Source organism: Ruegeria sp. YTSC004, assembly GCF_059609805.1.
Map to the genome: position 1 here is coordinate 243968 of NZ_JBXWMJ010000004.1, position 24804 is coordinate 268771.

Below are 24804 nucleotides of genomic sequence, written 5' to 3' on the forward strand. Positions count from 1 at the left end.
CTTTGAACCCGGCGCTTACTCCAGCGCCGGGTTTCTCGTCATTGATCGATGAAGTTTCGGATCGCTTGCGTGTAAGTATCCGGATCCTGAAATGACGCAAAGTGACTGACGTCTTTCAAAATCAATAGTTCAGCGTCCGGGATCGCCTCGGCAATCGCCTGTGAGTGTTCGGTCAGAATTGCTTCGTCATGTTCGCTCTGCACGACCAGAGTGGGCACGGTTACGGATTGCAGCCCCTCAAGCCCTCCGGGCTTTTCCGTCGCCCACATGGCTGCGACACCGCCCAGAAACGCTTCGAACCCGTCCGGAGTGGGGGACATGGCGGCATAGTCCCCGGCCATCATCCCGACGTAAGTTCCAAAGACTTCGTTGGTTTCGACTGAAGGGTCAATCCCATCCAAAGTAACGTTGCCCGCATGGGCGAAATGGCTGGCAAGACGATCCGGCGCCGTGGTCGAGATCGTGTAGCCAATGTTGGCACCGTCAGACCATCCGACCAGATTTACTTGCTCAACATTCAGATGATCCAGCAGCGCCAGATAGTCCTGCGCCAACAGTTCGTAGCTGTAGGTGCTGCCGTCATTGGTTGAACGGCCGTGCCCCCGCGTATCCGCCACAATCACGCTGTGGTCACTGGCCAGATCAGCCACTTGCGCTGCCCAGATATCGCCATGCGCCAGACCGCCATGGATTAGCAGCACGGGCGTGCCCTCTGCCGATCCATAGGTGGCGTAATACATATCTATGCCATTCACGCTGGCGGTACCACTGGACGCGGCCTTGGGCATGGCAGGCGTTTCGGGGATTGTCAGCCAAGCATCCTGTGCCAGTCCCGCTGTCGCGGTCAACGTCATCGCAGTGACCATCAGTGTTCGAAGCATGTCTACCTCCCTGGTTTCGCGTCGTCTCGTCAGGGATGATAGCTTAGGAAGAGGAAAGCGGGGGAAATAATCCCCCGCTTGGCCTTTAGTCGTCTGTTGTCATCGCCTTCCAGATCAATGCGCCGATTGCGCCACCGATCAGGGGTGCAACCCAGAACAGCCAGAGCTGCCCAAGGGCAGGCGCGTCCGCGAACAAAGCAACCCCTGTGGACCGGGCCGGGTTGACCGATGTGTTGGTCACCGGGATCGAGATCAGGTGGATCAATGTCAAACCAAGCCCGATGGCGATGGGGCCGAACCCGGCAGGAGCGCCGCTGGAAGTGGCCCCCAGGATGATGATGATGAAGAACGCAGTCATGACGATCTCGATCACCAGAGCGGACATCATTGAATAGCCCTCGGGTGATGCCTCACCATAGCCGTTCGAGGCAAACCCACCCACGCCGTCAAAGCCGGGCGCGCCGCTGACGATTAGATACAAGACAGCAGCCGCAGCAATTGCGCCGATGACCTGGGCGATCCAATAAGGGATAAGGTCCTTCGCCGGAAACCGTCCCCCGATCATCAGCCCAAGGCTGACTGCAGGATTGAAATGGCCGCCCGAGATATGCCCGACGGCATAGGCCATCGTCAGAACGGTGAGGCCGAAGGCAAAGGAAACGCCCAGCCAACCGATGCCCACATCGGCGACCCCGGCGGCCAGAACGGCGCTGCCGCAACCGCCCAGAACCAACCAGAACGTACCGAAGAACTCGGCCATGAGTTTTGATGACATGAAAAATCCTCCTGAAAACACTAATTTAAGACTAATTCGAAAATGATGTTTTGTGAAATGTTTGGATAAGGGGAAATTTCACTGGCAGTGGTCAGGAGTGAGGCGGTGGGAGCCTAAGCACGCCTAACCCCAGGCAACCGGGTCCAGTTGGAACAGTTTGGCAAGTTGGTCATAGACCTCAGGGGCCTCAGATTTCAGGTCGCGGGGCTTTTCAAAGAACACCTCGACGGAAACGGCAAAGAATTCTTCATGGCCGGTTGCGCCATAGGCGTCGATTACCGTGCGCCGCCCGCTTTCGACGGCGCGGACAAGGGTGTCATAGGCAGTCAGAAAGACACGCTCCCACTCGGCAAAGCTTTGCCCGTCGCTCAGGATCGGAACGCCGTTGGTGCCACCGGACAGATCGTCTATCTGGTGGGCAAACTCATGCAGTACGACATTCTGCCCGTCATGGTCGTTCAGTGCGCCCAGCTTGCTGTGGGTCCAAGACAGGATAACCGGTCCACGGTCCCAGCTTTCCCCGGTGCGCACGATCTCTTTCTCGCTGACGACGTATCCTTCCTGTCGGCGCTGCCGAGACTTAAAAGCGTTCGGGTAGATCAGGATCGTGGTCAGGTGATCGTACCAGAGGTCGCTGTTTACAATAAGAAGACAGGCCTGCGCGGCGATGGCCAGTTCCATCTCTTCGGTCACGTCCAGCCCGTCGCAACCGAAGAAACGAACCTGATCCAGAAACAGATTCACCTTGCCGTCCAGTTTGACACGCAGGTCTAGGGGCAGGCGGCGGATCAACGGCACTTGCTGCTCGATGAGGATGCGTTGGTGGTCTGTCAGGGGTGTGGACAATAACTGTTGGCGCGCCCGGGACTTGGACCAGTAGCGATACAGTAGGAAACCGGCAATAAGCGCCAAGGCTGTGAAAAAGAACAACATAAAGGTCACTATAAGGACGCGCCGGGCGGTTGGAACCGGAAAACCCAATCGTCCCCGTCAAATGAAAAACGCCGCGGGTTTCCCCGCGGCGTTCGAAACTTGGAAAGTGGTCCGCGTTACTGCTTGACTTCGGCCGCCGGGTTGGCACCCGCCTTGCCGCCGCGGCCCGGGTTCAGAGGGTCGTCCTGACGCTGAACCGAACCTTCGAAATGCGCGCCGCTTTCGATCGCGATGGTCTTGTGGATGATGTCGCCTTCGACACGTGCGGACGAGGTCAGGCGTACCTTCAAACCACGGACACGGCCCACGATGCGGCCGTTGATCACGACGTCATCGGCGGTGACTTCGCCTTTGATGGTGGCAGTCTCACCGATTGTCAGCAGATGCGCACGGATGTCGCCTTCGACAGTGCCTTCGACCTGGATATCGCCCGAGGTCTTCAGGTTGCCCGTGATGTGCAGGTCCGAAGACAGAACCGATGCCGGTGGCTTGGGCTTGGGCGCGGTGCTGGCCTTGTTTTCTGCCGGTGCAGGGGCCGCCGGTGTCGCCGGTGCAGCGGGTTTTGCCGCCTCGGGTGCAGTGGACGAGGGCTCGTTGATTTTGCTCTTAGAAAACATTTCTCGCAGCCTTGATGTAAGTCATTGGGTTAACAGGTTTTCCGTTCACGCGAACTTCATAGTGCAGGTGCGTGCCGGTCGACCGTCCGGTGCTACCCATATCAGCAATATGATCCCCGCGCGAGACCCTTTGACCAACCTTCACGCGTATCTTCGTGTTATGGGCATAAAGTGTCTCAATTCCGAACGCGTGCTTGATTTTTACCAGCCGTCCAAACCCGGACTGCCAGCCGGCATGGGTGACCACACCGTCGGCGGTGGCAAAAATGTCGGTGCCATGGGCACCTGCGAAATCAGCGCCGTTATGCATGCGGCGACCACCTGTCTTGGGGTCTCGACGCGTCCCGTAACCGCTCGTGAATCGCACGACGGAATTGACGGGGCTTGCAAACGGCGCTTTCTCTGCAGCAATTCGGTACAGGTTCAACTGATCCATCTGTTGCAACAGAGTATTTGCGCGGATCTCGTCGGGGGTCAGTTCCTCACCGCGCGTGCTGAAAGAAATAGGGGTTTGGGGGCCGCCCATGCCGCTATAGCCGCGGCGGACTTCTTCGATGATGCGGTCGGTGGGCATGCCGGCCTGGCGGAACATCTTGTCCAGTGGTTCGACCGAGATCACCATTGCCTCTTCCAACTGGCGGAAGATCTCGTCGCTGCGTTCCTGCATCAGCCGGATTTCCAGCTCAAGATCGTCACGCTGTTCCAGCGCGTCCTTGGCATTGGCGGCAATCTGGTCGCGTTCCTCGGCGGTACGGGACAGTGCCTCGGTCATAAAGTTCATCTGTTCAGGGTTGGCAACGGCGGCCATGTACATGTCGCCTTCGCCCGCTTCCTGTTGAAGCGTGACCAGTTCTGTACGTGCTTCTTCGCGCTGTTTCATGGTAGCGCGCAGCGTGGTCTGGATAACCTCGATCCCGGTCTCAAGCTCGCGGCGGCGGTTTTCCGACGCCAGCAGTTCCGACTGCATGGCCGAAATCTGCTCGAGCGCTGCGTTGAACCGGTCCTGAGCCGCCAAAGCCTCCTGCGCTCGGACGTCCCGTTCCGTGGACATGATGTTCAGTCGTTCCTGATAGGTCGCCTGATCACGCTTTGCCTGTTCCCGGAAGTTTCCCGACCCGATGCTGTCCATCAACAGTATCGCAGTCGCGACAGCTGTCCATCCCACGAACAAGGCGACACCAGCAACGGCTATGACCTGCGTTTCCGAGCTTAGCCGAATAAACCGCGTATCATTGTCGGATTTCAGAAAGACACGGCGTTCGGGAAAATGCCGCTCGAACAATGAATGTAATTTGATTGCCAGACGTGTTCTCACGCGTCCTACCTCTCCATCCCCAAAGATCGGGACCGGTCGTGAGTGATAGCCGTCCCTTGGGCGAAGTGCATAGAGCGAGAGGGAGCTTTGGGCAAGTTTGTTAACTTATCGACCTTGCGTTACCGGTTTTTGCCGCCGATTCTAGGCGAGAAATTGCCGATAACGTCAACTTGTGCCCGTTATTGCGCCTGTCCCGGCAATGGCAAATCCTCCGTCAGAGGCCAATAGAAATCCGGCGGCAGCCCGGCCTCGGCCCGTTTTTCTTCGTTAAACGGGGGCTTCAGGACGCCATGGAAATACTGGCGCACCAATTGGTGAAATACATCCTTGGGATCTGCGTTTTCACGCCCACACAGGAAATGGAACCATTTTGAACCATAAGCCACGTGGGCCACTTCTTCAGCATAGATGACCTCGAGCGCGGCAATTGCCTGCTCGGCTTTGGCCTTGCGGAATATGTCGATCATGCCGGGTGTCACGTCCAACCCACGCGCCTCGAGCACCATGGGGACAACCGCCAGTCGCCCCATCAAATCTTCGGCAGTGTCTTCGGCCGCGCGCCACATTCCCGCATGCGCGGGCAGAGCGCCATAGTGGCTGCCCTTGCTTTCCAGACAATCGCAGACCAATTCGAAATGCCGCGATTCTTCTTCGGCGCATTTGACCCAGTCATCGTAGAACCCGATGGGCATCGGCACGTGGCCAAACCGCGCGATGATGTCCCAGTGTAGGTCGACGGCGTTCAGCTCGATATGCGCAACTGCGTGAAGCAGGGCGATACGCCCGGCCTCGGTTCCGGGCTTGCGCTTTGGAACCTCACGCGGCGATAGCAGCTCGGGCTTTTCCGGGCGGGCAGGGTTTAGCGGCGGAGTTGCGGTTCGCACCTCAATCTCAGGCGCGTCGCCCTTGCGCGATGCGAACCAGGCGGCGGCATAGCGCTTGGACAGGGCAGTCTTTTCCCGACCATTCGCTGTTGTCAGGACTTCAGTCGCCATCTGAGTCAGTGTTTTGGACACCGCGTTGTCTCCGTTGGTTGAGATGGACGGCTCATAGACCGGATGACGACCGTGGTCGAGAGGATTACAGGCTGCGCACAGCCTCTAGCACCTCGTCCACATGGCCGGGGACTTTGACTTTGCGCCAGACCTTGGCGATCTTGCCCTCGCCATCGATCAGAAAGGTCGAGCGTTGAATTCCCATGGATTTCTTGCCGTACATGTTCTTTTCAACCCAGACGCCATAGTCCTCGCAGACCGAAGACCCTTCATCCGACAAAAGCGGAGTCGTCAGGCTGTGTTTGGCAACAAACTTGTCGTGCTTGGCAACACTATCCCGCGAGATGCCAAAAACTTGAGCCCCCGCATCACCAAAGGCCTGAAGTTGTTCCGAGAAACCGATGGATTCCTTGGTGCAGCCCGGCGTATCATCGCGGGGGTAGAAAAACAGAACGACGGCACCGCCGCGCAGGTCCGATAGGGTCACTTCGCCGCCGCCGTCGCGGGGTAATGTGAAATCAGGGGCGATGTCTGTTACGTCGGGCATTGGAAACTCCGCTAAAGGATTTTAAGTGCTGCCCGGCATAATAGGGCGACGCGAGCGGGTTGAAAGACTTGGATAAAAAATTGGCTCAGCACGAAGACGCAAGTGGCGACCGGCCCGAGACGCCTGTCCGCCGCCGGTCACGCCGTCGTATCGCCGCGCGCTGGAGCATCGGAACCTTGTTTTTAATGTGCCTGCTGGTCGGAGCGGGCTGGTTCTTTTTGATCGGAAAACAGCTGCACGCGCCGGAATGGGTCACACAGAAAGTAGAAGCGCGTCTGGAACGCAGCCTTGGCGGTCTTAAATTCACCTTTGGGGACGCCAGCTTTATCGTAAACGAAAAGTGGCGCCCGCGTATCCGATTGACGGATGTGACCATCAGCGATGCGGCGGGGCGTCAGATCGTTCAGATTTCGGATTTGCGGACACGCCTGTCGATGCGTGAATTGCTGCGCGGCAAGATCAGACCGCGGCGGATCACTATGCTGGGTGCGCAGATTGCTTTGACCCGTGGTGAGGACGGTGCGCTGTCGCTGACAGTGGGGTCGGGCAGTGCCCCGGTGCAAAAGGCCCCGACGCTGGCACAGCTTATCGAGGAATCGGATGATGTGTTCCTGTCCCCGTTTCTGTCAGGTTTGCGGGCGGTCGATCTGGAATCGTTGACGCTGGACTATCAGGATCTGCGGCTGGGGCGGGCCTGGGTGTTTGACGGCGGGCATATCTCGATCATCCGGGACGGGAATGAAATGCGGCTGGCGACCGGGTTTTCGGTTCTGACCGGGCGCGACTACGCCAGCACGATCGAGGCGAACTATACCAGCGTGCTTGGTACCCCTCAGGCGAGTTTTGGGGTTTCGATCACCGATTTACCCTCGGAAGACATTGCCACCCAAAGCGTTGCACTGGCGTGGTTGCAGGTGCTCAATGCTCCGATTTCCGGCGCGTTACGGGGCAGTGTAGATGGGCAGGCCGCGCTGGGGCCGCTTTTTGCGACGTTGAATCTGGGCGAGGGTGTCCTGCAGCCCAGACCTGAGACGCGCCCGATCGGGTTCGAATCCGCGCGCGCCTATTTCACCTATGACCCCGCGCGTCATGTTCTGGAATTCAACGAGGCCTCGGTCGTGTCCGACGTGGGGGCCGTGCAGGCCGAAGGCAAAGCCTATTTGAACGGGGTCGAAAACGGTGTTCTTGAAAGCCTGACGTCACAGCTGACCCTGAACAGTATCGATATCTACCCCGGTGGTCTGTTCCCGGAATCGCTGGAAACGGCGCGGGCGGATGTGGATTTTCAACTCAAGCTTGCGCCGTTCGAGCTGCAGCTGGGGCAGTTGACGATCACGGATGCCCTGCACGAATTGCACGCAACGGGCAGGTTGATCGGCCAGCCCGACGGTTGGGATGCCGCGTTTGATGCGCAACTGGACAAGATGGGGTCTGAGAACCTGTTGCGATACTGGCCCGAAAGACTGGCGCCGAACCCGCGGAAATGGGTGTCGGAAAACCTGTTCGAAGGTCAGTTTTCAGATGTGGAGTTTTCACTACGCTTGCATCCGGGCAGTAAGCCGGACCTCTATTTGGGCCTTGGGTTCGATGAGGCCAAGATCAGGTTTGCCAAGACCTTGCCGCTGATCCAGGACGGGCGGGGCCGGCTTAGCCTGCTGAAAGATCGCTTTACCGTCACGGCTGAAAAAGGGGTTGTCATCGCCGATCAGGGTGGCGCGGTGGATGCCTCGGGAACCTCGTTCATCATCCCGGATACAACTGCCAAGGGCGGAACGCCTGCGATTGCTCGGATCGAGGCGCGCGGCAGCGTCGAGGCCGCCTTGTCGCTGCTGGACCGACCACCACTAAGCCTGATGTCTAAAGCCAACTTGCCGGTCGATCTGGCGGCTGGTGACGTAAGCTTGTCAGGCACTTTGTCATTGCCGCTGAAAAAGGGGCTGAAGTTTCACGACACAGAATTCCACTACACCGGTGAAATCGACAATGTGCAAAGCGACAAACTTGTGCCTGACTATTCCGTCAGCGCTGATCTTTTGAACCTGTCCGGCAATCAGACCGAGGTGAAGATCGACGGCTACGGCTTATTCGGCCAAGTGCCGATGCAGGTCGCGTGGCGTCAGCCCATTGGCGGGGATGGGCCGCAACGCAGCGAACTGACGGGCCAGATCGAACTGTCGCCTTTGTTGATGAGCGAACTGAAGGTGCCGCTGCCGCCGGGCATGCTGACTGGAAAAGGCACAGCGGATATCACCGTTGGAATCGGCGCGGATGAACCCGTCACACTCTCTGCGACCTCGGACCTCGCCGGGGTCGGAATGGCAATTCCTGAACTTGGCTGGCGCAAAGGGACGGGGGCGACCGGAAAGATGACACTGGACGCCACGCTGGGTGAAAAGCCCAAAGTGGATGATCTGACGCTTGATGTCGCGGGGCTGCGCACTAAAGCCTCGATCTTCTTCCGGGACGGGGGTGCCTTTGACCGGATACGGTTCAGTTCGTTTGATCTGGGCAACTGGCTGGCGGTGCCGGCCGAACTGATCAACACCGGCGGACCTGTCCCCAATATCGTCGTTCAGGGCGGTGTCATGAATCTGGGTCGCGCAACCTTCGGCGAGGGCGGTGGCGGAGGAGGGTCAGGCCCCGGTCCAAGGATCGATGTTCTGTTGGACCGCCTGCAGGTGACCGAAGACATTGCACTGACCGGGTTCCGGGGCGCGTTTCAAACCACAGGCGGGGTGAACGGCACCTTTACGGCCAATGTTAACGGCGGCACGGCGGTCAGCGGTCAGATGAGCCCGCGCGACAGCGGTAGCGCCGTGAACATAAAGTCGAAGGACGCAGGGGCCGTCCTGCGGTCAGCTGGTGTTATCACCCAGGCGCGTGGCGGCAGTTTGGATCTGCAACTGGAACCGGTCAGCGCGCCGGGGAATTATGATGTGATCCTCAAAATACTAAACACACGCATTACCGATGCACCGGCAATGGCCGCACTGTTAGACGCGATCAGTCTTGTTGGACTTTTGGACGAGATGACCGGGCAGGGGATTTTTTTCTCGACTATCGATAGCCGCATGCGGATCACTCCGACCGAAATCAAAGTCCTCAGTGGAAGCGCCGTTGGCCCGTCCATCGGCTTGTCCTTTGACGGCACGATCGACACGGTTGCGGGCATGCTAAACCTGCGTGGCGCAATTTCTCCGATCTATCTGGTGAACGCGATCGGAAGTGTGTTTACGAAAAAAGGCGAGGGGGTCATCGGGTTCAACTACAGCCTGACCGGGCCGCTTACGAAGCCAAAAGTTTCCGTAAACCCGCTGTCTGGCCTTGCGCCACTGTTCCTACGAAATTTACTGCGCGCACCGGCCCCGACTGTATCAGATGGCCCCAATGCGCTGCCGAGAAAGCCGGATGAACCCAAAAAGACCTTTGGTTCTCCGCCCCGGGACAATTGACCCGGATGGGCTGTTGCTGATTCCGATGCGGAATTGTATGGCGCGGCTATGAAACTCAGCGATTTTGACTTCCATCTGCCCGAAGACCGGATTGCCACACGTCCCGCCAGCCCGCGCTCATCCGCGCGCCTGTTGGTGGCCGAAGGTGACGTGATCTCGGATGCGCATGTTTTTGATCTAACCGACTGGTTGCAGCCGGGTGACAGATTGGTGCTAAACGACACGCGCGTCATCCCCGCGCGCCTGAACGGGCGGCGCCATCGCGACAGTGCGCAAGGACCGGTGTCTGCTGCAATCGAGGCGACTTTGCTGGACCCGCAGGCTGATGGCACATGGGCGGCCCTGATCAAACCGCTGAAGAAAGTGAAGCTGGGTGAAGACATTCAATTCTCGGATCAACTGAGCGCCACGCTGGAGCGGGTTGAGGACGGGCAAGCCTATCTGCGGTTCAATCTGTCGGGCGATGATTTTGATGCTGCGCTGGAACAGGCCGGGGCAATGCCTCTGCCGCCCTACATCGCCGCCAAGCGGCCTGCGGATGAGCAGGACAAGACGGATTACCAGACAATCTGGGCCCGCAATTCCGGTGCAGTTGCCGCCCCGACGGCGTCGCTGCACTTTGATGAGGCGTTGATGCAGGCGCTGGGCGCGCGCGGTGTCGCAGTCACCCATGTCACGCTGCATGTGGGCGCGGGAACGTTTCTGCCGGTCAAGGTTGAGGACGTGACGACCCATAAGATGCACGCTGAGTGGGGCAGTGTCAGCACCGCCGCCGCGCAAGAGATCCGCGAGACCAAGGCCGCAGGGGGCAGGGTCATCCCGGTAGGCACAACGGCGTTACGACTGATCGAAAGCGCCAGCCGGTCGGGCCAGATCGAACCATGGGAAGGCGAAACGGACATCTTCATCTATCCCGGTTTCGAATTTCATGTGACCGACGCCTTGATGACCAATTTCCACCTGCCGAAATCCACCTTGTTGATGCTGGTGTCGGCCCTGATGGGGCAGGAGCGAATGCGGAAGGTGTACGCGCATGCGATTGAACAGAAATACCGGTTCTTCTCTTACGGGGATGCGTCGCTTTTGATCCCGTAAGGGACGTGTTGTCGGGATCGAATCTTTTCAATGTCGTAGACAAGCATGACCAAAGCCGTTTTTGATTGCAAAACGGTGTCACAGTCTTGGTCGGAATTTTTCGGAGGCCCCAATGATTCAGGTCCTTTCCAGCGCATGGGCGCTATTGCTTGGTATGGGCCTGTTGATGGTCGGAAACGGCCTTCAGGGGACAATCCTGGGTGTCCGGGGCGAGATCGAGGGGTTTTCGACCCTTCAGATGTCATTCGTCATGTCGGCCTATTTCGTTGGTTTCCTGGGTGGATCACGCCTTGCACCCGAAATGATCCGACGTGTCGGACATGTGCGGGTCTTCGCGGCACTGGCATCGTTCATTTCTGCCGTGATGATCATGTATCCGTTGATGACCGACCCGGTTATCTGGATTCTGGGCCGTGTCGTGATCGGGTTCTGTTTTTCCGGAGTGTACGTCACTGCGGAAAGCTGGCTCAACAATGCAGCCAGCAACGAGAACCGTGGGCAGGCGCTGTCTCTTTACATGATCTTCCAGATGACAGGCATCATCAGCGCACAAGGTTTGGTTCTTTTGGGCGATCCGGCCGGGTTCGATACCTTTGTAATCGCCTCCATTCTGGTTTCGGTCTCTTTTGCGCCAATTCTCTTGTCGATCTCACCGACACCTGCGTTTGACACAACCAAACCGATGACTTTGCGCGAATTGTTCGGATATTCGCCCTTGGGCTGTGTTGGCATGTTTCTTCTGGGCGGCGTTTTCTCTGCACAGTTCGGGATGGCGTCGGTATACGGTGCCCGCGCGGGTCTGACGCTGGTCGAGATTTCGACTTTTATTGCCGCATTCTATATCGGTGCTCTGGTCTTGCAGTATCCATTGGGATGGATGTCCGACCGCATGGATCGCCGTTTCCTGATCATGCTTGTTGCAGGGGTCGGCAGCTGCGCGGCAGTTGTGGGCTTGGTATTCGGTGTGACGTTTCCAATCCTGCTGGGCGCGGCCTTTGTGATCGGCGGTATGTCGAACCCTCTGTATTCACTGCTGATTGCGCACGCGAATGACTTTCTGGAACACGAAGACATGGCCGCAGCGTCAGGGGGTCTTTTGTTCATCAACGGCATGGGGGCCATTGCGGGCCCGTTGATCACCGGTTGGCTCATGGGGGATGCGGTCTTTGGTCCTCCGGGCTTTTTCCTTTTCATCGCAATACTGCTGGTCGTTATGGCGGGCTATGCGCTTTACCGTATGACCCAGCGCGCGGCGATCCCGGTCGACGAAACGGGCACCATGTCGCCGCTCTATCCAACGGCGTCTCCGGTTGTGATGGAATTGGCGCAAGAGGTGGCCATCGAGGCCGCAGAAGCCGAGCAGGAAACGCAAGATGTTGCCTAGAACACGAATTTATGTCGCAAGTGTTGCAATAATTTACTGTTACAATTCTGTAAAACACACTTAAATGAATTTAAGTCCCTTGGGGGGGAAACACGACGGAGTTAAGGGCATGGCAAGTCCTGAAGATGTATTGAGTTTTTGGTTAGATGAGGTTGGTCCCAAGGGTTGGTATCTGCAGGATGACGCATTGGATGCAGAAATCCGCGAAAGGTTCCTGACCACATGGGAGGCTGCGAGTGAAGGCAAGTTCTCTCTTTGGCTGACCTATCCCAGCGGTGCATTGGCGTACATCATCCTGATGGATCAGTTTCCACGCAACATGTTCCGAGGAAGCGCTGAGGCCTTCGCCTCAGACCGCGCGGCGTTGTCAGCAGCGAAATGTGCGGTGGACAAAGGGTGGGATATGAAGATCGACGAACCGGCCCGCCAGTTCTTTTATCTTCCATTGATGCATTCGGAAAACCTGTGTGACCAGGAACGCTGTGTGCGCCTGATGTGTCAAAACATGACCGATGGCGACGACGGCAACCTGTTGCACGCAAGGGCGCATCGCGAAGTGATCCGCAAGTTCGGTCGGTTCCCATACCGCAACGACGCTCTCTCGCGCCCAATGACCGAGCACGAGGCCGCCTATGTCGACATGGGCGGATACGGCGCGACCGTGCGCGAGTTGCAGACAGCCGGCTAGGACGCCGGCTCGCAGCCTCGGATTGCAATGATCCGGTCGGCGACAATGTCGGCCGAATTTTCAATTGCAGTGTTAATTAACTGGTCCGGGGCTTCGGTCAACTCGGCTATTCTCGCCTGCGCAGCTTGCAGGTTATTCTCTAAATCATTCAGCTTTTCCAAAGCTTCAGACAATTTTTGGGCGGTGGCACTATCGGCTGCTGTTCCGCTAAGCTGAAGGGATGACAGGTCGCTGCGCAATGCCGTCAGTTCACCGCGTATCCCTTGAACGTCTTCCTTCAGGGGCGCTACGATCTGGACCTTCTCGGCAAACTTGACGGTAATGTCGTCGACTGTAGAAGCCAGCTTCCACCCCAGAAACAGGCATAGTGCAATCAGGATAAGCGTTGCATTTAACAGTGCAAGCAACAGATCTTTAAGCGTTTTGGCCATGGTAAGCCTTTCGAATGACTTGGGTTTCACGAAGTCCGGACAGGCCCGGTGCGTATCTTCTAGCCATAGGTTCACGCGCGGTATAGGCTGAAAACAGCGCATACCGCGCCGGTTTACCCTGCGTCCGTTTTGTCGCGGGAGCAATATGTTGATGCGTTCTTAAAATTAGTTTAATGGTAAACTAATTTCTGAATCGACCTGCGCCGAGAGGGAAACATGGCAGCACAATCTTTTGATCTGATCGTAATTGGCGCCGGTCCCGGTGGCTATGTGGCCGCTATCCGTGCCGCGCAACTGGGCCTGAAAACCGCCGTGGTCGAACGCGAGCATTTGGGCGGTATCTGCCTGAACTGGGGCTGTATCCCGACCAAGGCGCTGCTGCGAACGTCCGAAGTGTTCCATCTGATGGAGCGGGCCAAGGATTTTGGCCTGAGCGCAGACAAGATTGGTTTTGATCTGGATGCGGTCGTCAAGCGTTCGCGCGGCGTTGCGGCGCAGCTGTCGGGTGGCATTGGCCATCTGTTGAAAAAGAACAAAGTGACCGTTTTCATGGGTGCGGCCACGATCCCTGCTAAAGGCAAGGTCACCGTTAAAACCGACAAGGGCACCGAGGAACTGACCGCCAAGAACATCGTTCTGGCCACCGGTGCACGGGCGCGCGAACTGCCCGGATTGGAAGCGGATGGCGATCTGGTCTGGACCTACAAGCACGCGCTCCAGCCGCCGCGGATGCCAAAAAAATTGTTGGTGATCGGGTCCGGCGCAATTGGGATCGAATTCGCCAGCTTCTATAATACCTTGGGCGCAGACACGACCGTGGTCGAGGTTATGGACCGGGTCCTGCCGGTCGAGGACGCAGAAATCAGCGCGTTGGCTAAGAAGGCCTTTACGAAACAAGGCATGACCGTCATGGAAAAGGCGATGGTCAAGCAACTGGACCGCGCCAAGGGTAAGGTCACCGCGCATATTGAGGTTAAGGGCAAGGTCGAAATGCACGACTTCGACACCGTGATCTCGGCCGTGGGGATTGTTGGGAACGTTGAAAACCTTGGGCTCGAGGCCTTGGGCGTTAAGATTGACCGCACCCATGTCGTCACGGATGAATTCTGCCGCACAGGTGTTGATGGCCTTTATGCCATCGGTGATATCGCAGGCGCGCCCTGGCTGGCGCACAAAGCCAGCCATGAAGGTGTCATGGTTGCAGAATTGATTGCCGGTAAACACGCTCATGCAGTGAAACCCGAAAGCATCGCCGGCTGCACCTACTGTCAGCCTCAGGTCGCATCGGTGGGGTACACCGAAGCCAAGGCGAAAGAGCTTGGCTATGACATCAAGGTTGGCAAGTTTCCGTTCATCGGCAACGGCAAAGCCATTGCGTTAGGTGAGCCCGAAGGCCTGATCAAAACGATTTTCGACGCCAAGACAGGTGAACTACTGGGCGCACACATGATCGGTGCGGAAGTTACCGAGTTGATTCAGGGCTACGTAGTGGGACGGCAATTGGAGACCACCGAGGAGGACCTGATGAACACTGTCTTCCCACACCCGACTCTGTCGGAAATGATGCACGAAAGCGTGTTGGATGCCTACGGGCGTGTGATTCACATGTAAGGATGGGGGCTCTGTCCCCGCCGACCGGGCCGGGCGTCTCCCCTGAGAATATTTTAGCCAGATGAAGTAAGGATCCTTCCTTCATCTGGCTTTTTAATTTCCCGGAGCGCGAGGCAGAGCCTCGCAAGTATTTTATTTATTCAATGCATCCAGAATGCGCGCCCACGAGCGAATACCCTTGTGGAAACTTTTCACGTCATATTTTTCGTTCGGTGAGTGGATGGCGTCATCGTCATTGGCATAGCCAACCAGCATCGAGTCCAATCCAAGAACCGAATTGAAATAGCCAACCACCGGGATCGAGCCGCCCATGCCGGTAAAGACAGCTTCCCGGTCCCATTCATCCGACAATGCGCCGCGCGCGGCTTCGAATTCCGGCCGGTCGAGGTTCATGACCGACGCAGGCGAACCTTCAAGGTCGTTGTCCCAGACGACTTTCGCGTCCGGCGACAGGCGATCTTCGACATGTTTACGGACCTTGTCGCGCAGGGCATCGGGGTCCATGTCGCCGACCAGCCGGCAGGTGATCTTGCAATGTGCTTCGGACGGGATCACGGTTTTTGATCCCGCGCCATTGTAGCCACCCCACAAACCGTTCACTTCCAGTGTTGGACGCGCCCACTGCTGTTCCAATGTGGAATAGCCCTTTTCACCATGGGGTTGCGAATAGCCAACCGAGTTCAGGTATTCCGCCTCATCAAAACCGCAGTTTTCCCATTGGCGCAGCTGCTCGGCGGGCACTTCGTGTACACCTTCGTAAAATCCGTCAACGGCCACGCGACCGGTTTCGTCATCGTAGAACGAGGCGACGATCTTCGACATCTCACGCAGCGGATTCAAGCCCGGGCCGCCATAGTGGCCGGAATGCAGATCGATGCGTGGGCCGATGATAGTGAACTCATCCTTGAGCATGCCGCGCAATTGCGAGGCGATGGAGGGCACGCCACGCGAGACCATCGAGGTGTCGCAAACCAGCGCAAGATCGGCTTTCAATTCGTCTTTGTTGGCTTCGAGGAACGGCACCAACGAGGGTGAGCCGGATTCTTCTTCGCCTTCGAAGAAGAACGTGATGCGGCAGGGTAGGGTGCCGTGGATCGCCTTCCATGCGCGGCAGGCCTCAACAAAGGTCATCAACTGGCCTTTGTCATCCGACGAGCCGCGGCCGCGGATGACCTGACCGTTGTCAGTATCTTCCAGCGCTGGGTCGAACGGGTCACGGTTCCAAAGCTCCAGTGGATCAACAGGTTGCACGTCGTAGTGGCCATAAAACAAAACATGCGGGCCGTCGCTGCCCTCGCCCACATGGCCAACGACCATCGGGTGGCCCGGCGTTTCGCGCTTTTCGGCCGTAATGCCGATGCTTTGCAGGTCTGTGACCAGCCAGTCGGCGGCCTGATCAACCTGCTCTTTGTAGGCTGGGTCGGTCGAAATCGATGGGATGCGCAGAAATTCCATCAAACGGTCGATGGACGTGGACAGATCGGTGTCGATCCTGCTCAGAACCGCGTCTAGTGACATGAGCCTCTCCTGAATGGCGTGAACTGGTGCGGAACCTATCAGCACCGGCGGTGCCGTCCAGTGCGTATCGACGGGATTTGGGGTATACTATCGGAAACGGGACATGTGACTTTGGAACGCCTGCGTCGTTTCCTCGCGTCTGATGGCCGTAACTTTACTTGTCCCGTGGCAAGATCAGGGATAATTGATGCAAATCAATGTCGCGACTCCGACAATGCCGCTACTCAAGGCATTCAAGGGGAAGCAAACCGCAGAGACAGAATGTATGGTCATCTGGGGGAGTAACGGGTTCGGCAACCAGCAGGTCAATGCCGGGCACAGAAGGAGAAACCGGTGGACTATACTGCTCAGCTCGATTCAGCGATTGCCAGGCTGCATGACGAAGGTCGTTACCGGACCTTTATTGATATCGAACGCCAGAACGGTCATTTCCCGCATGCTGTACGGACGCGTCCGGACGGCTCGCAGCAGAATATCACGGTGTGGTGTGGAAACGACTATCTGGGTATGGGCCAGAACCCGGTTGTTCTGAATGCTATGCATGATGCCGTTGATGCTGCCGGTGCAGGTTCCGGCGGAACGCGCAACATTTCGGGCACCACTGTCTATCACAAGCAACTTGAAGCTGAGTTGGCGGATTTGCACGGTAAAGAAGCGGCGTTGCTGTTCACCAGCGCGTACATCGCCAATGACGCGACGCTCAGCACGTTGCCCAAGCTGTTCCCGGGCCTGATCATTTATTCTGACGCGCTGAACCATGCCTCGATGATTGAAGGCGTGCGCCGCAATGGCGGCGACAAGCGAATCTTCCGTCACAACGACGTCGCGCATCTGCGCGAGCTGCTTGAGGCCGACGATCCTGCGACACCCAAACTGATCGCTTTCGAGTCGGTCTATTCGATGGACGGCGATTTCGGCCCGATCGAAGAGATCTGCGACCTGGCAGATGAATTTGGCGCGCTGACCTATATCGACGAGGTGCACGCGGTCGGCATGTACGGTCCCTGTGGTGGAGGCGTGACCGAACGTGATCGCTTGGCGCATCGCATCGACATCATCAACGGAACATTGGCCAAGGCTTATGGCGTGATGGGGGGCTATATCGCCGCCAGTGAGAAAATGTGTGACGCTGTGCGTTCTTACGCGCCGGGTTTCATCTTCACGACATCGTTGCCGCCGGCCGTTGCCGCAGGTGCTGCCGCATCTGTCGCCTATCTGAAGGGTGCGTCGGAATTGCGCGAGCAGCACCAGACTCAGGCCAAGGTGCTCAAGCTGCGACTGAAAGGGATGGGTCTGCCGCTGATTGATCACGGCAGCCACATTGTACCGGTGATCGTTGGCAATCCGGTGCACACCAAGATCCTTAGCGATAAGCTGTTGGATGACCATGGAATCTACGTCCAGCCCATCAACTTCCCGACCGTGCCGCGTGGTACGGAACGCCTGCGTTTTACCCCGTCACCGGTCCACGGACCGGGTGAAATGAACCGACTGATCCATGCGATGGACGAACTTTGGTCACATTGTGCGCTAAATCGCGCCGAACTTGCAGGATAACCTCACGCCAAAGTGTGCAATGCATTTGTCGCGTGTTAAGCTTACGCTAACAAAAGAGACGCACGAATCGTTAGGTAGGCGATTCGCCGTTGGCGTGTAACACGCGTAAGGCAGAATGGGGCAGCAGGAATGATTGGGCGCAGATCACAGCGCGATTCCGAACAAGACACGGACGTCCGGCCAAAGGGCTTTGACGACTATGAGGTGCGGCTTGGCGACAGGATGCGCGGCGAACGCGCGACGATGGGCAAGTCTCTTCTGGATGTTCAGCGCGAACTGCGGATCAAAGCCAACTACATCGCTGCCATTGAAGACGCTGATCCTGATGCGTTTGACACACCCGGCTTCATCGCCGGGTATGTGCGTTCTTATGCGCGCTATCTGGGCATGAACCCGGATGATACTTTTGCCACCTTCTGCGCCGAGAGCGGCTTCGAAGTTGCCCATGGTATGTCAGCCGAGGCTTCGGTTGTGCGCAAACCATCCGGCGGGTTGCCCGCGCGGGGTCCGATGGGGCGCGATCCGTTCATCTCGCCGAATACACCTTACATCCCAGGCAGGGAATCTCTGGTCAGCCAGATCGAACCCCGTGCCATTGGCTCGTCTCTGGTTCTGCTGGCGGTAATTGGCGGCATTGGCTACGGCGGCTGGGCCGTCTTGAACAAAATCCAGCAGGTACAAGTAAGCCCGGTTGAACAAGCCCCGGTGGTTCTGTCCGATCTCGACCCGTTGGATGCAGCCCGCGCTCCGGTAGAAGTTGCCGAAGCCGCAGATGCCACCGCACCGACCCCTGAGGCGCTGGATCGTCTTTATCGCCCACAGGCGCTGGATGTTCCGGTTCTTGTGGCACGTGACGCTCCGATTGCTACGCTGGACCCGCGTACCGTGGGTACGTTCCGTCCACCAGAGGCACCACGGATTGAAGTGGCCGAGGTGCACACAGTTGAACGCCTCGCATTGCCGCAGGTAGTCGAGCAGGTTGATACCGCGCTCAAAATTGTTGCCGTTGCACCATCTTGGATGCGTATTCGCGCCGCAGATGGGAGCGTCCTATTCGAAGGTACGCTAGGCACAGTCGAGCAGGGCAACACATTCGAGATACCTCTGACCGAAGAACCGCCGCAGCTGCGCGCAGGGGCTTCGGGGTCCGTTTATTTCTCGATGAACGGTGAGCATTTCGGGCCTGTTGGCGCGCCGGGCACAGTGACCAAAGGTGTTCTGCTGTCCAAAGACGCGGTTGCCGAACGCTATGAGGTTGCCGATCTGGAAGCCGAACAGAATAGCGCCCTCAAACAATTGGTGGCCGAACTTCAGGCGGAAGTACCTGAAACGCCTGCTGAGTGATCTGGCCATTGCGGTGGCCGGGTAGGCGGACTATTTAAAGACGCAACTCAGGCAGCTCTGGACCCGTCCTCATGTCCCCTAATCATGTCCGCCCGTGGCGAAACATTTATCGCCGCAAATCCCGCCAGATCATGGTCGGGAATGTTCCGGTCGGGGGCGACGCGCCCATTGCTGTTCAGACCATGACCAACACGCTGACAACAGACGTTGCTGGGACCGTTGCGCAGGTTCAAGCCGCCGCCGAAGCGGGCGCTGATATTGTGCGCGTGTCCGTCCCAGATGAGGCGTCATCGAAGGCGTTGAAAGAGATTGTGCGCGAAAGCCCGGTTCCCATCGTGGCCGACATCCACTTTCACTACCGTCGGGGCATCGAAGCTGCCGAAGCGGGGGCTGCATGTCTGCGCATCAATCCAGGCAATATCGGCGATGAAAAGCGTGTGAAGGAAGTCATCAACGCCGCGCGCGACCACAATTGCTCGATCCGGATCGGGGTAAACGCGGGCAGTCTGGAAAAGCACCTGCTTGAGAAATATGGCGAACCATGTCCCGAGGCGATGGTCGAAAGCGGGTTGGAGCATATTCGCATCCTGCAGGACAACGACTTTCACGAATTCAAGATCAGCGTGAAGGCCAGCGACGTCTTTCTGTCCGCAGCGGCCTATCAGGGCATTGCCGAGGCCACGGATGCGCCGATCCACTTAGGCATCACCGAGGCGGGCGGGCTGGTGTCTGGCACCATCAAATCGGCCATCGGGCTGGGTAATCTGCTGTGGATGGGTATTGGCGACACGATCCGTGTCAGCCTGTCCGCTGACCCGGTCGAAGAAGTAAAGGTGGGCTTCGAGATTCTGAAATCCCTGGGCCTGCGCCATCGCGGCGTGAACATCATCTCGTGCCCCTCCTGCGCGCGGCAGGGCTTCGACGTGATTAAAACGGTCGAGGCGCTGGAACAGCGTTTGGAACACATCAAAACGCCGATGAGCCTTTCGATCATCGGTTGCGTGGTGAACGGGCCGGGTGAGGCGTTAATGACCGATGTAGGCTTCACCGGCGGCGGGGCCGGATCCGGTATGGTTTATCTGGCAGGCAAGGCCAGCCACAAGATGTCGAATGACCAGATGATCGATCACATCGTCGAAGAGGTCGAGAAGAAGGCGGCGGAACTGGACGCCGTGGCTGAGGCGGCGGAATAGTTGATGTCACTGACCCTTGGGTCACTTCAGGCGGCGGGCATTTGTTGCGTTGCGCAGTGAATACCGCCACCAAATTCGCCTAAAATATCGACGTTCAGTGCCACAACTTCGCGCCCCGGGTAATGTCGGGACAGGGCGTCGCGCGCGATGGTGTCGGTTTCTTTGTCACCGAATTGGGCCATGATGACCGCGCCATTGCAAACATAGTAGTTTGCATAGGACGCCACGAACTCTGGATCTTTGACCCGCCTTCTGACTGGTTCCGGAATAACCTCTACTTGTAAACCTTCCGCAACCAATCGGTCATGCGTGTCCAATGCCGCAAGGTGGAAGGGGTCCTGAAAATCAGGTTCGTCTGGAAGGTTGACCAGAACACGACCCGGTCCGGTAAGGCGTGCCAGACTGTCGATATGGTAGTCGGTAATGTCTTCGCCCCAAACACCCTCGGACCAAATCATGCGGTTTGCTCCGTAGGCGGCCAAAAGTTTGGCTTCGATCTCGTTACGGGACTGGCCAGGGTTGCGATTGCCATTCACCCATGAGCTTTCATGCGCAATGAGCAGGCCGTGCCCGTCTTGCTCAACACCTCCACCTTCACCGTTCAGGCCGGACGGAAGGAGCGGCAGGCCCAGTCGTTCAGCAACGCGACCAGCGACACGAGCGTCCTGTTTGTGTGCTTGCTTCTCACCCCAGCCATTGAACTGGATTTTGCGGATCGCCATGTCACCGCCGTCTGAGATCAAAAAGATCGGTCCGGAATCCCGGCACCAAAGGTCTTCGGTTGGGACGTCCCACAATTCAACTTCCGTTGAAAGTTTTTCACGCGCTGCCGAATGCTGTTCGGCGGCAGCCAGCATCGTCACCGGTTCAAATGGCGATATCGCATTGGCAATATCGGCGATTGTTTGCTGCACCAGATCACGCAAGTGGGCATCTGGATACACATTGCGGCTTACTGGCCACTGCATGAAAGTGCGTTGGTGTCGTGTTTCTTCCGCGGGAACAAAATAGCCCAAGCCAGCTTGGGCCAAAGGTTGCTGTGTGACACTCATTAACCCAATCGCCCCGCCGGACAGCAGAACTTCCCTACGCTTCATTGTGAAAACCCCAATAGGCTCTTTGTTCATCAACCCTGTTCTGCGCGCACACCGTCCGCAATCTGCTTCATCTGATCCGCTGGCAGGAACCCACGCAGCATTTCGGTGCCCAGAACAAATGAAGGTGTTCCTGAAATCTGCATACGCTGCGCCAGCGCACGGGTCTTACCGATTTCATCCGTAACCTGTTCGCTGTCCATGGCCGCAATGATCGCATCGCTGTCCAGGCCGAGGCCATCCGAGATCCGGCGCAGGGAGACTTCGGAAGGCTCTCCACCGAATTCCATCAGCGCGTCATGGACCTGTTTGTAGGCGTCGGCGCCAGCCACATGTTTGGTTGCGACCGCAAAACGCGAAGACAGGACCGAGGCGTCGCCCAGGATCGGGAATTCCTTGATCACAAGGCGGATGTTGCCATCTTCGGCCAACAGGCTCGCGACTTCGGGCACGGCGCGGCGACAGTAGCCGCAGCGGTAATCCATGAATTCGACCAGAGTGATGTCGCCATCCGGGTTGCCACCAACCCAGCTATAGCCGTCGTTGAACAGCTCGTCCGCATTGGCGGCGACCAGTTCCTTGTCAGCGGAAGCTTCGGCCACAGCGTTACGCTGTTCAAGAATGTTGATTGCTTCGATGATCACTTCGGGGTTTTCCAGAAGGTACTCGCGCACCTGCACACCGAACTGTTCGCGTTCGGCATCGCTCATGGTGCTCAGGTCCAGGGCCTGCGCGGGGCCGGTGATCAGGGAAAGCCCCAGAAGGGCGGGTGCAGCATGTCTGAGGATCATTTCCGGTTCCTTTTCTTTTTCTTCGCTCGTTCCGAGGCAATCAACACATCCTGTGCCCGTTGCCAACCAGGTGAACCTTCGGGCAATTGCCCGACGGCGCGTTTTGCGTGAATGCCTGCATCGACCAGGCGGCCTTGCAGGGCATAGCGTTCTGCGGTCACAGCCGAGGCCATGCCGTTATTTCCGACCTTGGCATAAGCCATTCCAAGATCTTGCATCAGTCGTGCATTGCGATAGTCCCGCGCGCGCGCCTTTTCAAGCACCTTCAGGGCGTCGGTCGTGTGCCCATCTGCCAGCAAGGCGCGCCCGTACCCCGCCAGAAGCAACGGATCATTCGGAGACATCTCAACTGCCTGTCCGTAAGCTTTAATTGCGTCTGGCAACTTTCTGTTTTCCAGTAGAATTTGCCCTTTTAATTCATAAAAGAACGGATCATCGGGCCGGATTTCCAGCGCGCCGTCGATTGCGGTCCTTGCGCGGGCCAGATCGCGGTTCTGATGATGGGCGGCGGCTTCGCGCATCAGGCGGATGTCCTGTGCGCTTTCCTCTTTTAACCGGCGCAAGGTCCAGCCCGGCGAACGCAGGAAAGCCGATAGTTTGCCCTTGACCCGCGCAAACCAGTAATCGGCGTTGGGGTTGGGTAAGGCATGATCGCTGAACTCGCCCACAAACGCCTCAGCGGCGCGCAGCCGTTCGCGGCTGGTGGGGTGGGATCGCATATAGGGGTCTTGGTTGGCGGTGTTCAGCAACTCCTGACCTGCAAACTTTTGGTGAAGGGCAACCATCCCGTTGGGTGAGATCCCCGCCGCGCGGAGGTAGCTGGCCGAACTGCGGTCGGCCGATGCCTCTTCTGCGCGTGTGTGCCCCAGGAAACTGCGCAGGGCAGACGCGGATGTGCCAGCGGCGATTCCCGCTGCGGCCTCGCCACCACCTGCGGCTGCGGCGATTAGGGCCAGCGCAGTGCCCAGCTGGGCTTTGCGCTGTGCGGCGCGCATGTTTTCAACCCGTCTGGCCAGATGGCCGTTGGCGATATGGGCCGCCTCATGCGCGATCACGGCCTGCAGCATCTCGGGGCTTTCGACTGCCAGGATTAGTCCATAATTCACGTATATCGCGTTGTAATCAATGACAAAAGCGTTGAACGTTCTGTCATTGACGACCAGAATTTTCACCCGATTGGTGTTTAGCCCGGCGGCCCGCAGAATGGGAAAGGCCAGTTCGCGCAACCCGTGCTCGATATCGGGGTCGCGGATCAGGCTTTGGGCGCTGGACTGAAACGCACTGCCCATCCATGCCACTGCAATCAGCAACAGGGCCGGGATTGACGCCAGCCTGGATAAGCGTTCAAAAGCCATGGCTGCAACATGGGAGATGGGCATGAGAAACTCAACCCGATCCGGGGTCGATCCCTTCATCGTGATGGACGTGATGGAGGCCGCGCGCCGCGCTGAAGAGGCCGGGCGGCACATCATCCATATGGAGGTCGGCCAGCCGGGAACGGGCGCGCCCAAGGGGGCCGTTCAGGCCTTGGCCAAAGAAATGGACCAAGGCCCGCTGGGCTATACCGTGGCCTTGGGTCTGCCCGCGCTGCGGCAACGGATCGCAAGCCTGTACGGTGAGTGGTATAACGTCGATCTCAACCCCGACCGCGTCGTGGTTACTCCGGGGTCGTCCGGCGGGTTTCTGCTGGCTTTCACTGCCCTGTTCGACAGCGGCGCCCGCGTAGGTATCGGCGCGCCGGGCTATCCCTCTTATCGGCAAATTCTGAAAGCGTTAGGTCTGGTCCCTGTCGATCTGCCCACCGCACCCGAAAACCGGATGCAACCCGTGCCATCCGATTTCGCAGGGCTCGACCTGCAGGGCCTGATGGTTGCGTCGCCTGCGAACCCCACCGGCACGATGTTGGATCACAAAGCGATGGGCGCGCTGATAGACGCCGCGCAGGGGCAGGGCGCTTCGTTCATCAGTGATGAGATTTACCATGGGCTGGAATATGAGGCCAAAGCTGTCACCGCGCTGGAGCTGACGGATGACTGCTATGTGATCAACTCGTTTTCCAAGTATTTCTCGATGACCGGCTGGCGCGTTGGCTGGATGGTGGTTCCCGAAGATCAGGTGAGGGTGGTTGAACGGATTGCCCAGAACATGTTCATCTGTGCGCCGCACGCCAGCCAAGTGGCTGCGCTGGCGGCAATGGATTGCAATGGCGAATTGCAGGCCAATCTGGATGTCTATCGCCGCAACCGCCAATTGATGCTGGAAGGGCTGCCCAAGGCCGGTTTCACCAATATCGCGCCGCCGGATGGGGCGTTTTATGTCTACGCCGACGTTTCGGACCTGACCGACGACAGCCGGGCCTTTGCGGCCGAGGTGTTGGAAAAGGCCGGGGTAGCCGTCACGCCGGGACTGGATTTCGACCCGTTGCGCGGTCATACGACGCTGCGGTTTTCATACGCGCGCTCGACGGCGGACATCGAAGAGGGTCTGCAGCGACTGCACCGCTTTATGGCGGATCGCGGTGCGATCACGAAACAGGCCTGAGCCGTTCACAACGAGCCCCGGATGCGATAGGGTGCCAGACAA

The 24804-nt window shown here is 58.0% G+C and carries 21 protein-coding genes; 9 read left to right on the top strand and 12 right to left on the bottom strand.

Features of this window, described 5'->3' with window-relative positions; all coding sequences use genetic code 11:
- Nucleotides 1–38: 38 nt before the first annotated feature.
- The 7 genes from AC2FFP_RS10020 to AC2FFP_RS10050 all read right to left on the bottom strand — a co-directional run bounded on the left by AC2FFP_RS10020 (nt 39) and on the right by AC2FFP_RS10050 (nt 6063).
- Nucleotides 39–881, bottom strand: coding sequence for an alpha/beta fold hydrolase (locus tag AC2FFP_RS10020; protein WP_496723387.1), 843 nt, complete (start codon nt 879–881; stop codon nt 39–41).
- 85 nt (nt 882–966) lie between these two features.
- A complete protein-coding gene (gene aqpZ, locus AC2FFP_RS10025) occupies nt 967–1656 on the bottom strand; it encodes an aquaporin Z (RefSeq protein ID WP_496723385.1) in 690 nt (229 codons plus the stop codon).
- 123 nt (nt 1657–1779) lie between these two features.
- Nucleotides 1780–2589: a M90 family metallopeptidase gene (locus AC2FFP_RS10030; protein WP_496766994.1), complete on the bottom strand. Its 810-nt coding sequence runs from the start codon at nt 2587–2589 to the stop codon at nt 1780–1782.
- 116 nt (nt 2590–2705) lie between these two features.
- Nucleotides 2706–3206: a bactofilin family protein gene (locus AC2FFP_RS10035; protein WP_496723381.1), complete on the bottom strand. Its 501-nt coding sequence runs from the start codon at nt 3204–3206 to the stop codon at nt 2706–2708.
- Nucleotides 3196–4521: a DUF5930 domain-containing protein gene (locus AC2FFP_RS10040; protein WP_496880988.1), complete on the bottom strand. Its 1326-nt coding sequence runs from the start codon at nt 4519–4521 to the stop codon at nt 3196–3198. The genes AC2FFP_RS10035 and AC2FFP_RS10040 overlap by 11 nt, the downstream gene beginning before the upstream one ends.
- A gap of 179 nt (nt 4522–4700) precedes the next feature.
- Entirely contained in the window at nt 4701–5516 is an 816-nt protein-coding gene (locus tag AC2FFP_RS10045; protein WP_496881011.1) for a ferritin-like domain-containing protein, read from the bottom strand.
- Between the two features lie 85 nt (nt 5517–5601).
- Entirely contained in the window at nt 5602–6063 is a 462-nt protein-coding gene (locus AC2FFP_RS10050; protein WP_496766997.1) for a peroxiredoxin, read from the bottom strand.
- A gap of 68 nt (nt 6064–6131) precedes the next feature.
- Here AC2FFP_RS10050 and AC2FFP_RS10055 point away from each other — a divergent pair, with 68 nt between their 5' ends.
- The 4 genes from AC2FFP_RS10055 to AC2FFP_RS10070 all read left to right on the top strand — a co-directional run bounded on the left by AC2FFP_RS10055 (nt 6132) and on the right by AC2FFP_RS10070 (nt 12682).
- Nucleotides 6132–9515, top strand: a complete 3384-nt coding sequence (locus tag AC2FFP_RS10055) for a YhdP family protein (RefSeq protein ID WP_496844179.1) — start codon at nt 6132–6134, stop codon at nt 9513–9515.
- A gap of 48 nt (nt 9516–9563) precedes the next feature.
- A complete protein-coding gene (gene queA, locus AC2FFP_RS10060; protein WP_496880989.1) occupies nt 9564–10610 on the top strand; it encodes a tRNA preQ1(34) S-adenosylmethionine ribosyltransferase-isomerase QueA in 1047 nt (348 codons plus the stop codon).
- Between the two features lie 112 nt (nt 10611–10722).
- Nucleotides 10723–11994 (top strand): MFS transporter, encoded by a 1272-nt coding sequence (locus AC2FFP_RS10065; protein ID WP_058273985.1) that lies wholly within the window; start codon nt 10723–10725, stop codon nt 11992–11994.
- A 109-nt stretch (nt 11995–12103) separates the two neighbouring features.
- Entirely contained in the window at nt 12104–12682 is a 579-nt protein-coding gene (locus AC2FFP_RS10070) for a DUF924 family protein (protein WP_108860380.1), read from the top strand.
- Here AC2FFP_RS10070 and AC2FFP_RS10075 read toward each other — a convergent pair.
- Nucleotides 12679–13113, bottom strand: coding sequence for a hypothetical protein (locus AC2FFP_RS10075; protein ID WP_496880990.1), 435 nt, complete (start codon nt 13111–13113; stop codon nt 12679–12681). The genes AC2FFP_RS10070 and AC2FFP_RS10075 overlap by 4 nt on opposite strands.
- 216 nt (nt 13114–13329) lie before the next feature.
- Between AC2FFP_RS10075 and lpdA the strand changes: the two genes are divergently transcribed.
- Complete coding sequence (gene lpdA, locus AC2FFP_RS10080) at nt 13330–14724, top strand: dihydrolipoyl dehydrogenase (protein WP_496767002.1); 1395 nt, start codon at nt 13330–13332, stop codon at nt 14722–14724.
- Between the two features lie 132 nt (nt 14725–14856).
- On the opposite strand, the gene AC2FFP_RS10085 is transcribed toward lpdA, so the two are convergent.
- Nucleotides 14857–16242: a dipeptidase gene (locus AC2FFP_RS10085; protein WP_496767003.1), complete on the bottom strand. Its 1386-nt coding sequence runs from the start codon at nt 16240–16242 to the stop codon at nt 14857–14859.
- Between the two features lie 333 nt (nt 16243–16575).
- Between AC2FFP_RS10085 and hemA the strand changes: the two genes are divergently transcribed.
- The 3 genes from hemA to ispG all read left to right on the top strand — a co-directional run bounded on the left by hemA (nt 16576) and on the right by ispG (nt 20336).
- Nucleotides 16576–17799, top strand: coding sequence for a 5-aminolevulinate synthase (gene hemA / locus AC2FFP_RS10090; protein WP_496767004.1), 1224 nt, complete (start codon nt 16576–16578; stop codon nt 17797–17799).
- A gap of 129 nt (nt 17800–17928) precedes the next feature.
- Nucleotides 17929–19143, top strand: a complete 1215-nt coding sequence (locus tag AC2FFP_RS10095) for a helix-turn-helix domain-containing protein (RefSeq protein WP_496723329.1) — start codon at nt 17929–17931, stop codon at nt 19141–19143.
- A gap of 71 nt (nt 19144–19214) precedes the next feature.
- The gene (gene ispG / locus AC2FFP_RS10100; protein ID WP_496844180.1) at nt 19215–20336 is read left to right on the top strand and encodes a flavodoxin-dependent (E)-4-hydroxy-3-methylbut-2-enyl-diphosphate synthase; all 1122 of its coding nucleotides are present in this window, start codon (nt 19215–19217) and stop codon (nt 20334–20336) included.
- Nucleotides 20337–20362: 26 nt separating this feature from the next.
- Here ispG and AC2FFP_RS10105 read toward each other — a convergent pair whose 3' ends face one another.
- Genes AC2FFP_RS10105 through AC2FFP_RS10115 form a run of 3 tightly spaced genes read right to left on the bottom strand, consistent with a single transcriptional unit; the run spans nt 20363 to nt 23600 of the window.
- The gene (locus tag AC2FFP_RS10105) at nt 20363–21433 is read right to left on the bottom strand and encodes an agmatine deiminase family protein (RefSeq protein WP_496880991.1); all 1071 of its coding nucleotides are present in this window, start codon (nt 21431–21433) and stop codon (nt 20363–20365) included.
- 29 nt (nt 21434–21462) lie between these two features.
- Nucleotides 21463–22221 carry a DsbA family protein gene (locus AC2FFP_RS10110; RefSeq protein WP_496880992.1) on the bottom strand — a complete coding sequence of 253 codons (759 nt, stop codon included), beginning with the start codon at nt 22219–22221 and terminating at the stop codon, nt 21463–21465.
- Nucleotides 22218–23600 carry a M48 family metalloprotease gene (locus AC2FFP_RS10115; protein ID WP_496880993.1) on the bottom strand — a complete coding sequence of 461 codons (1383 nt, stop codon included), beginning with the start codon at nt 23598–23600 and terminating at the stop codon, nt 22218–22220. The genes AC2FFP_RS10110 and AC2FFP_RS10115 overlap by 4 nt, the downstream gene beginning before the upstream one ends.
- Between AC2FFP_RS10115 and AC2FFP_RS10120 the strand changes: the two genes are divergently transcribed.
- A complete protein-coding gene (locus AC2FFP_RS10120; protein WP_496880994.1) occupies nt 23599–24762 on the top strand; it encodes a pyridoxal phosphate-dependent aminotransferase in 1164 nt (387 codons plus the stop codon). The two genes, AC2FFP_RS10115 and AC2FFP_RS10120, sit on opposite strands and share 2 nt — an antisense overlap.
- The last annotated feature ends 42 nt before the right edge of the window (nt 24763–24804 follow it).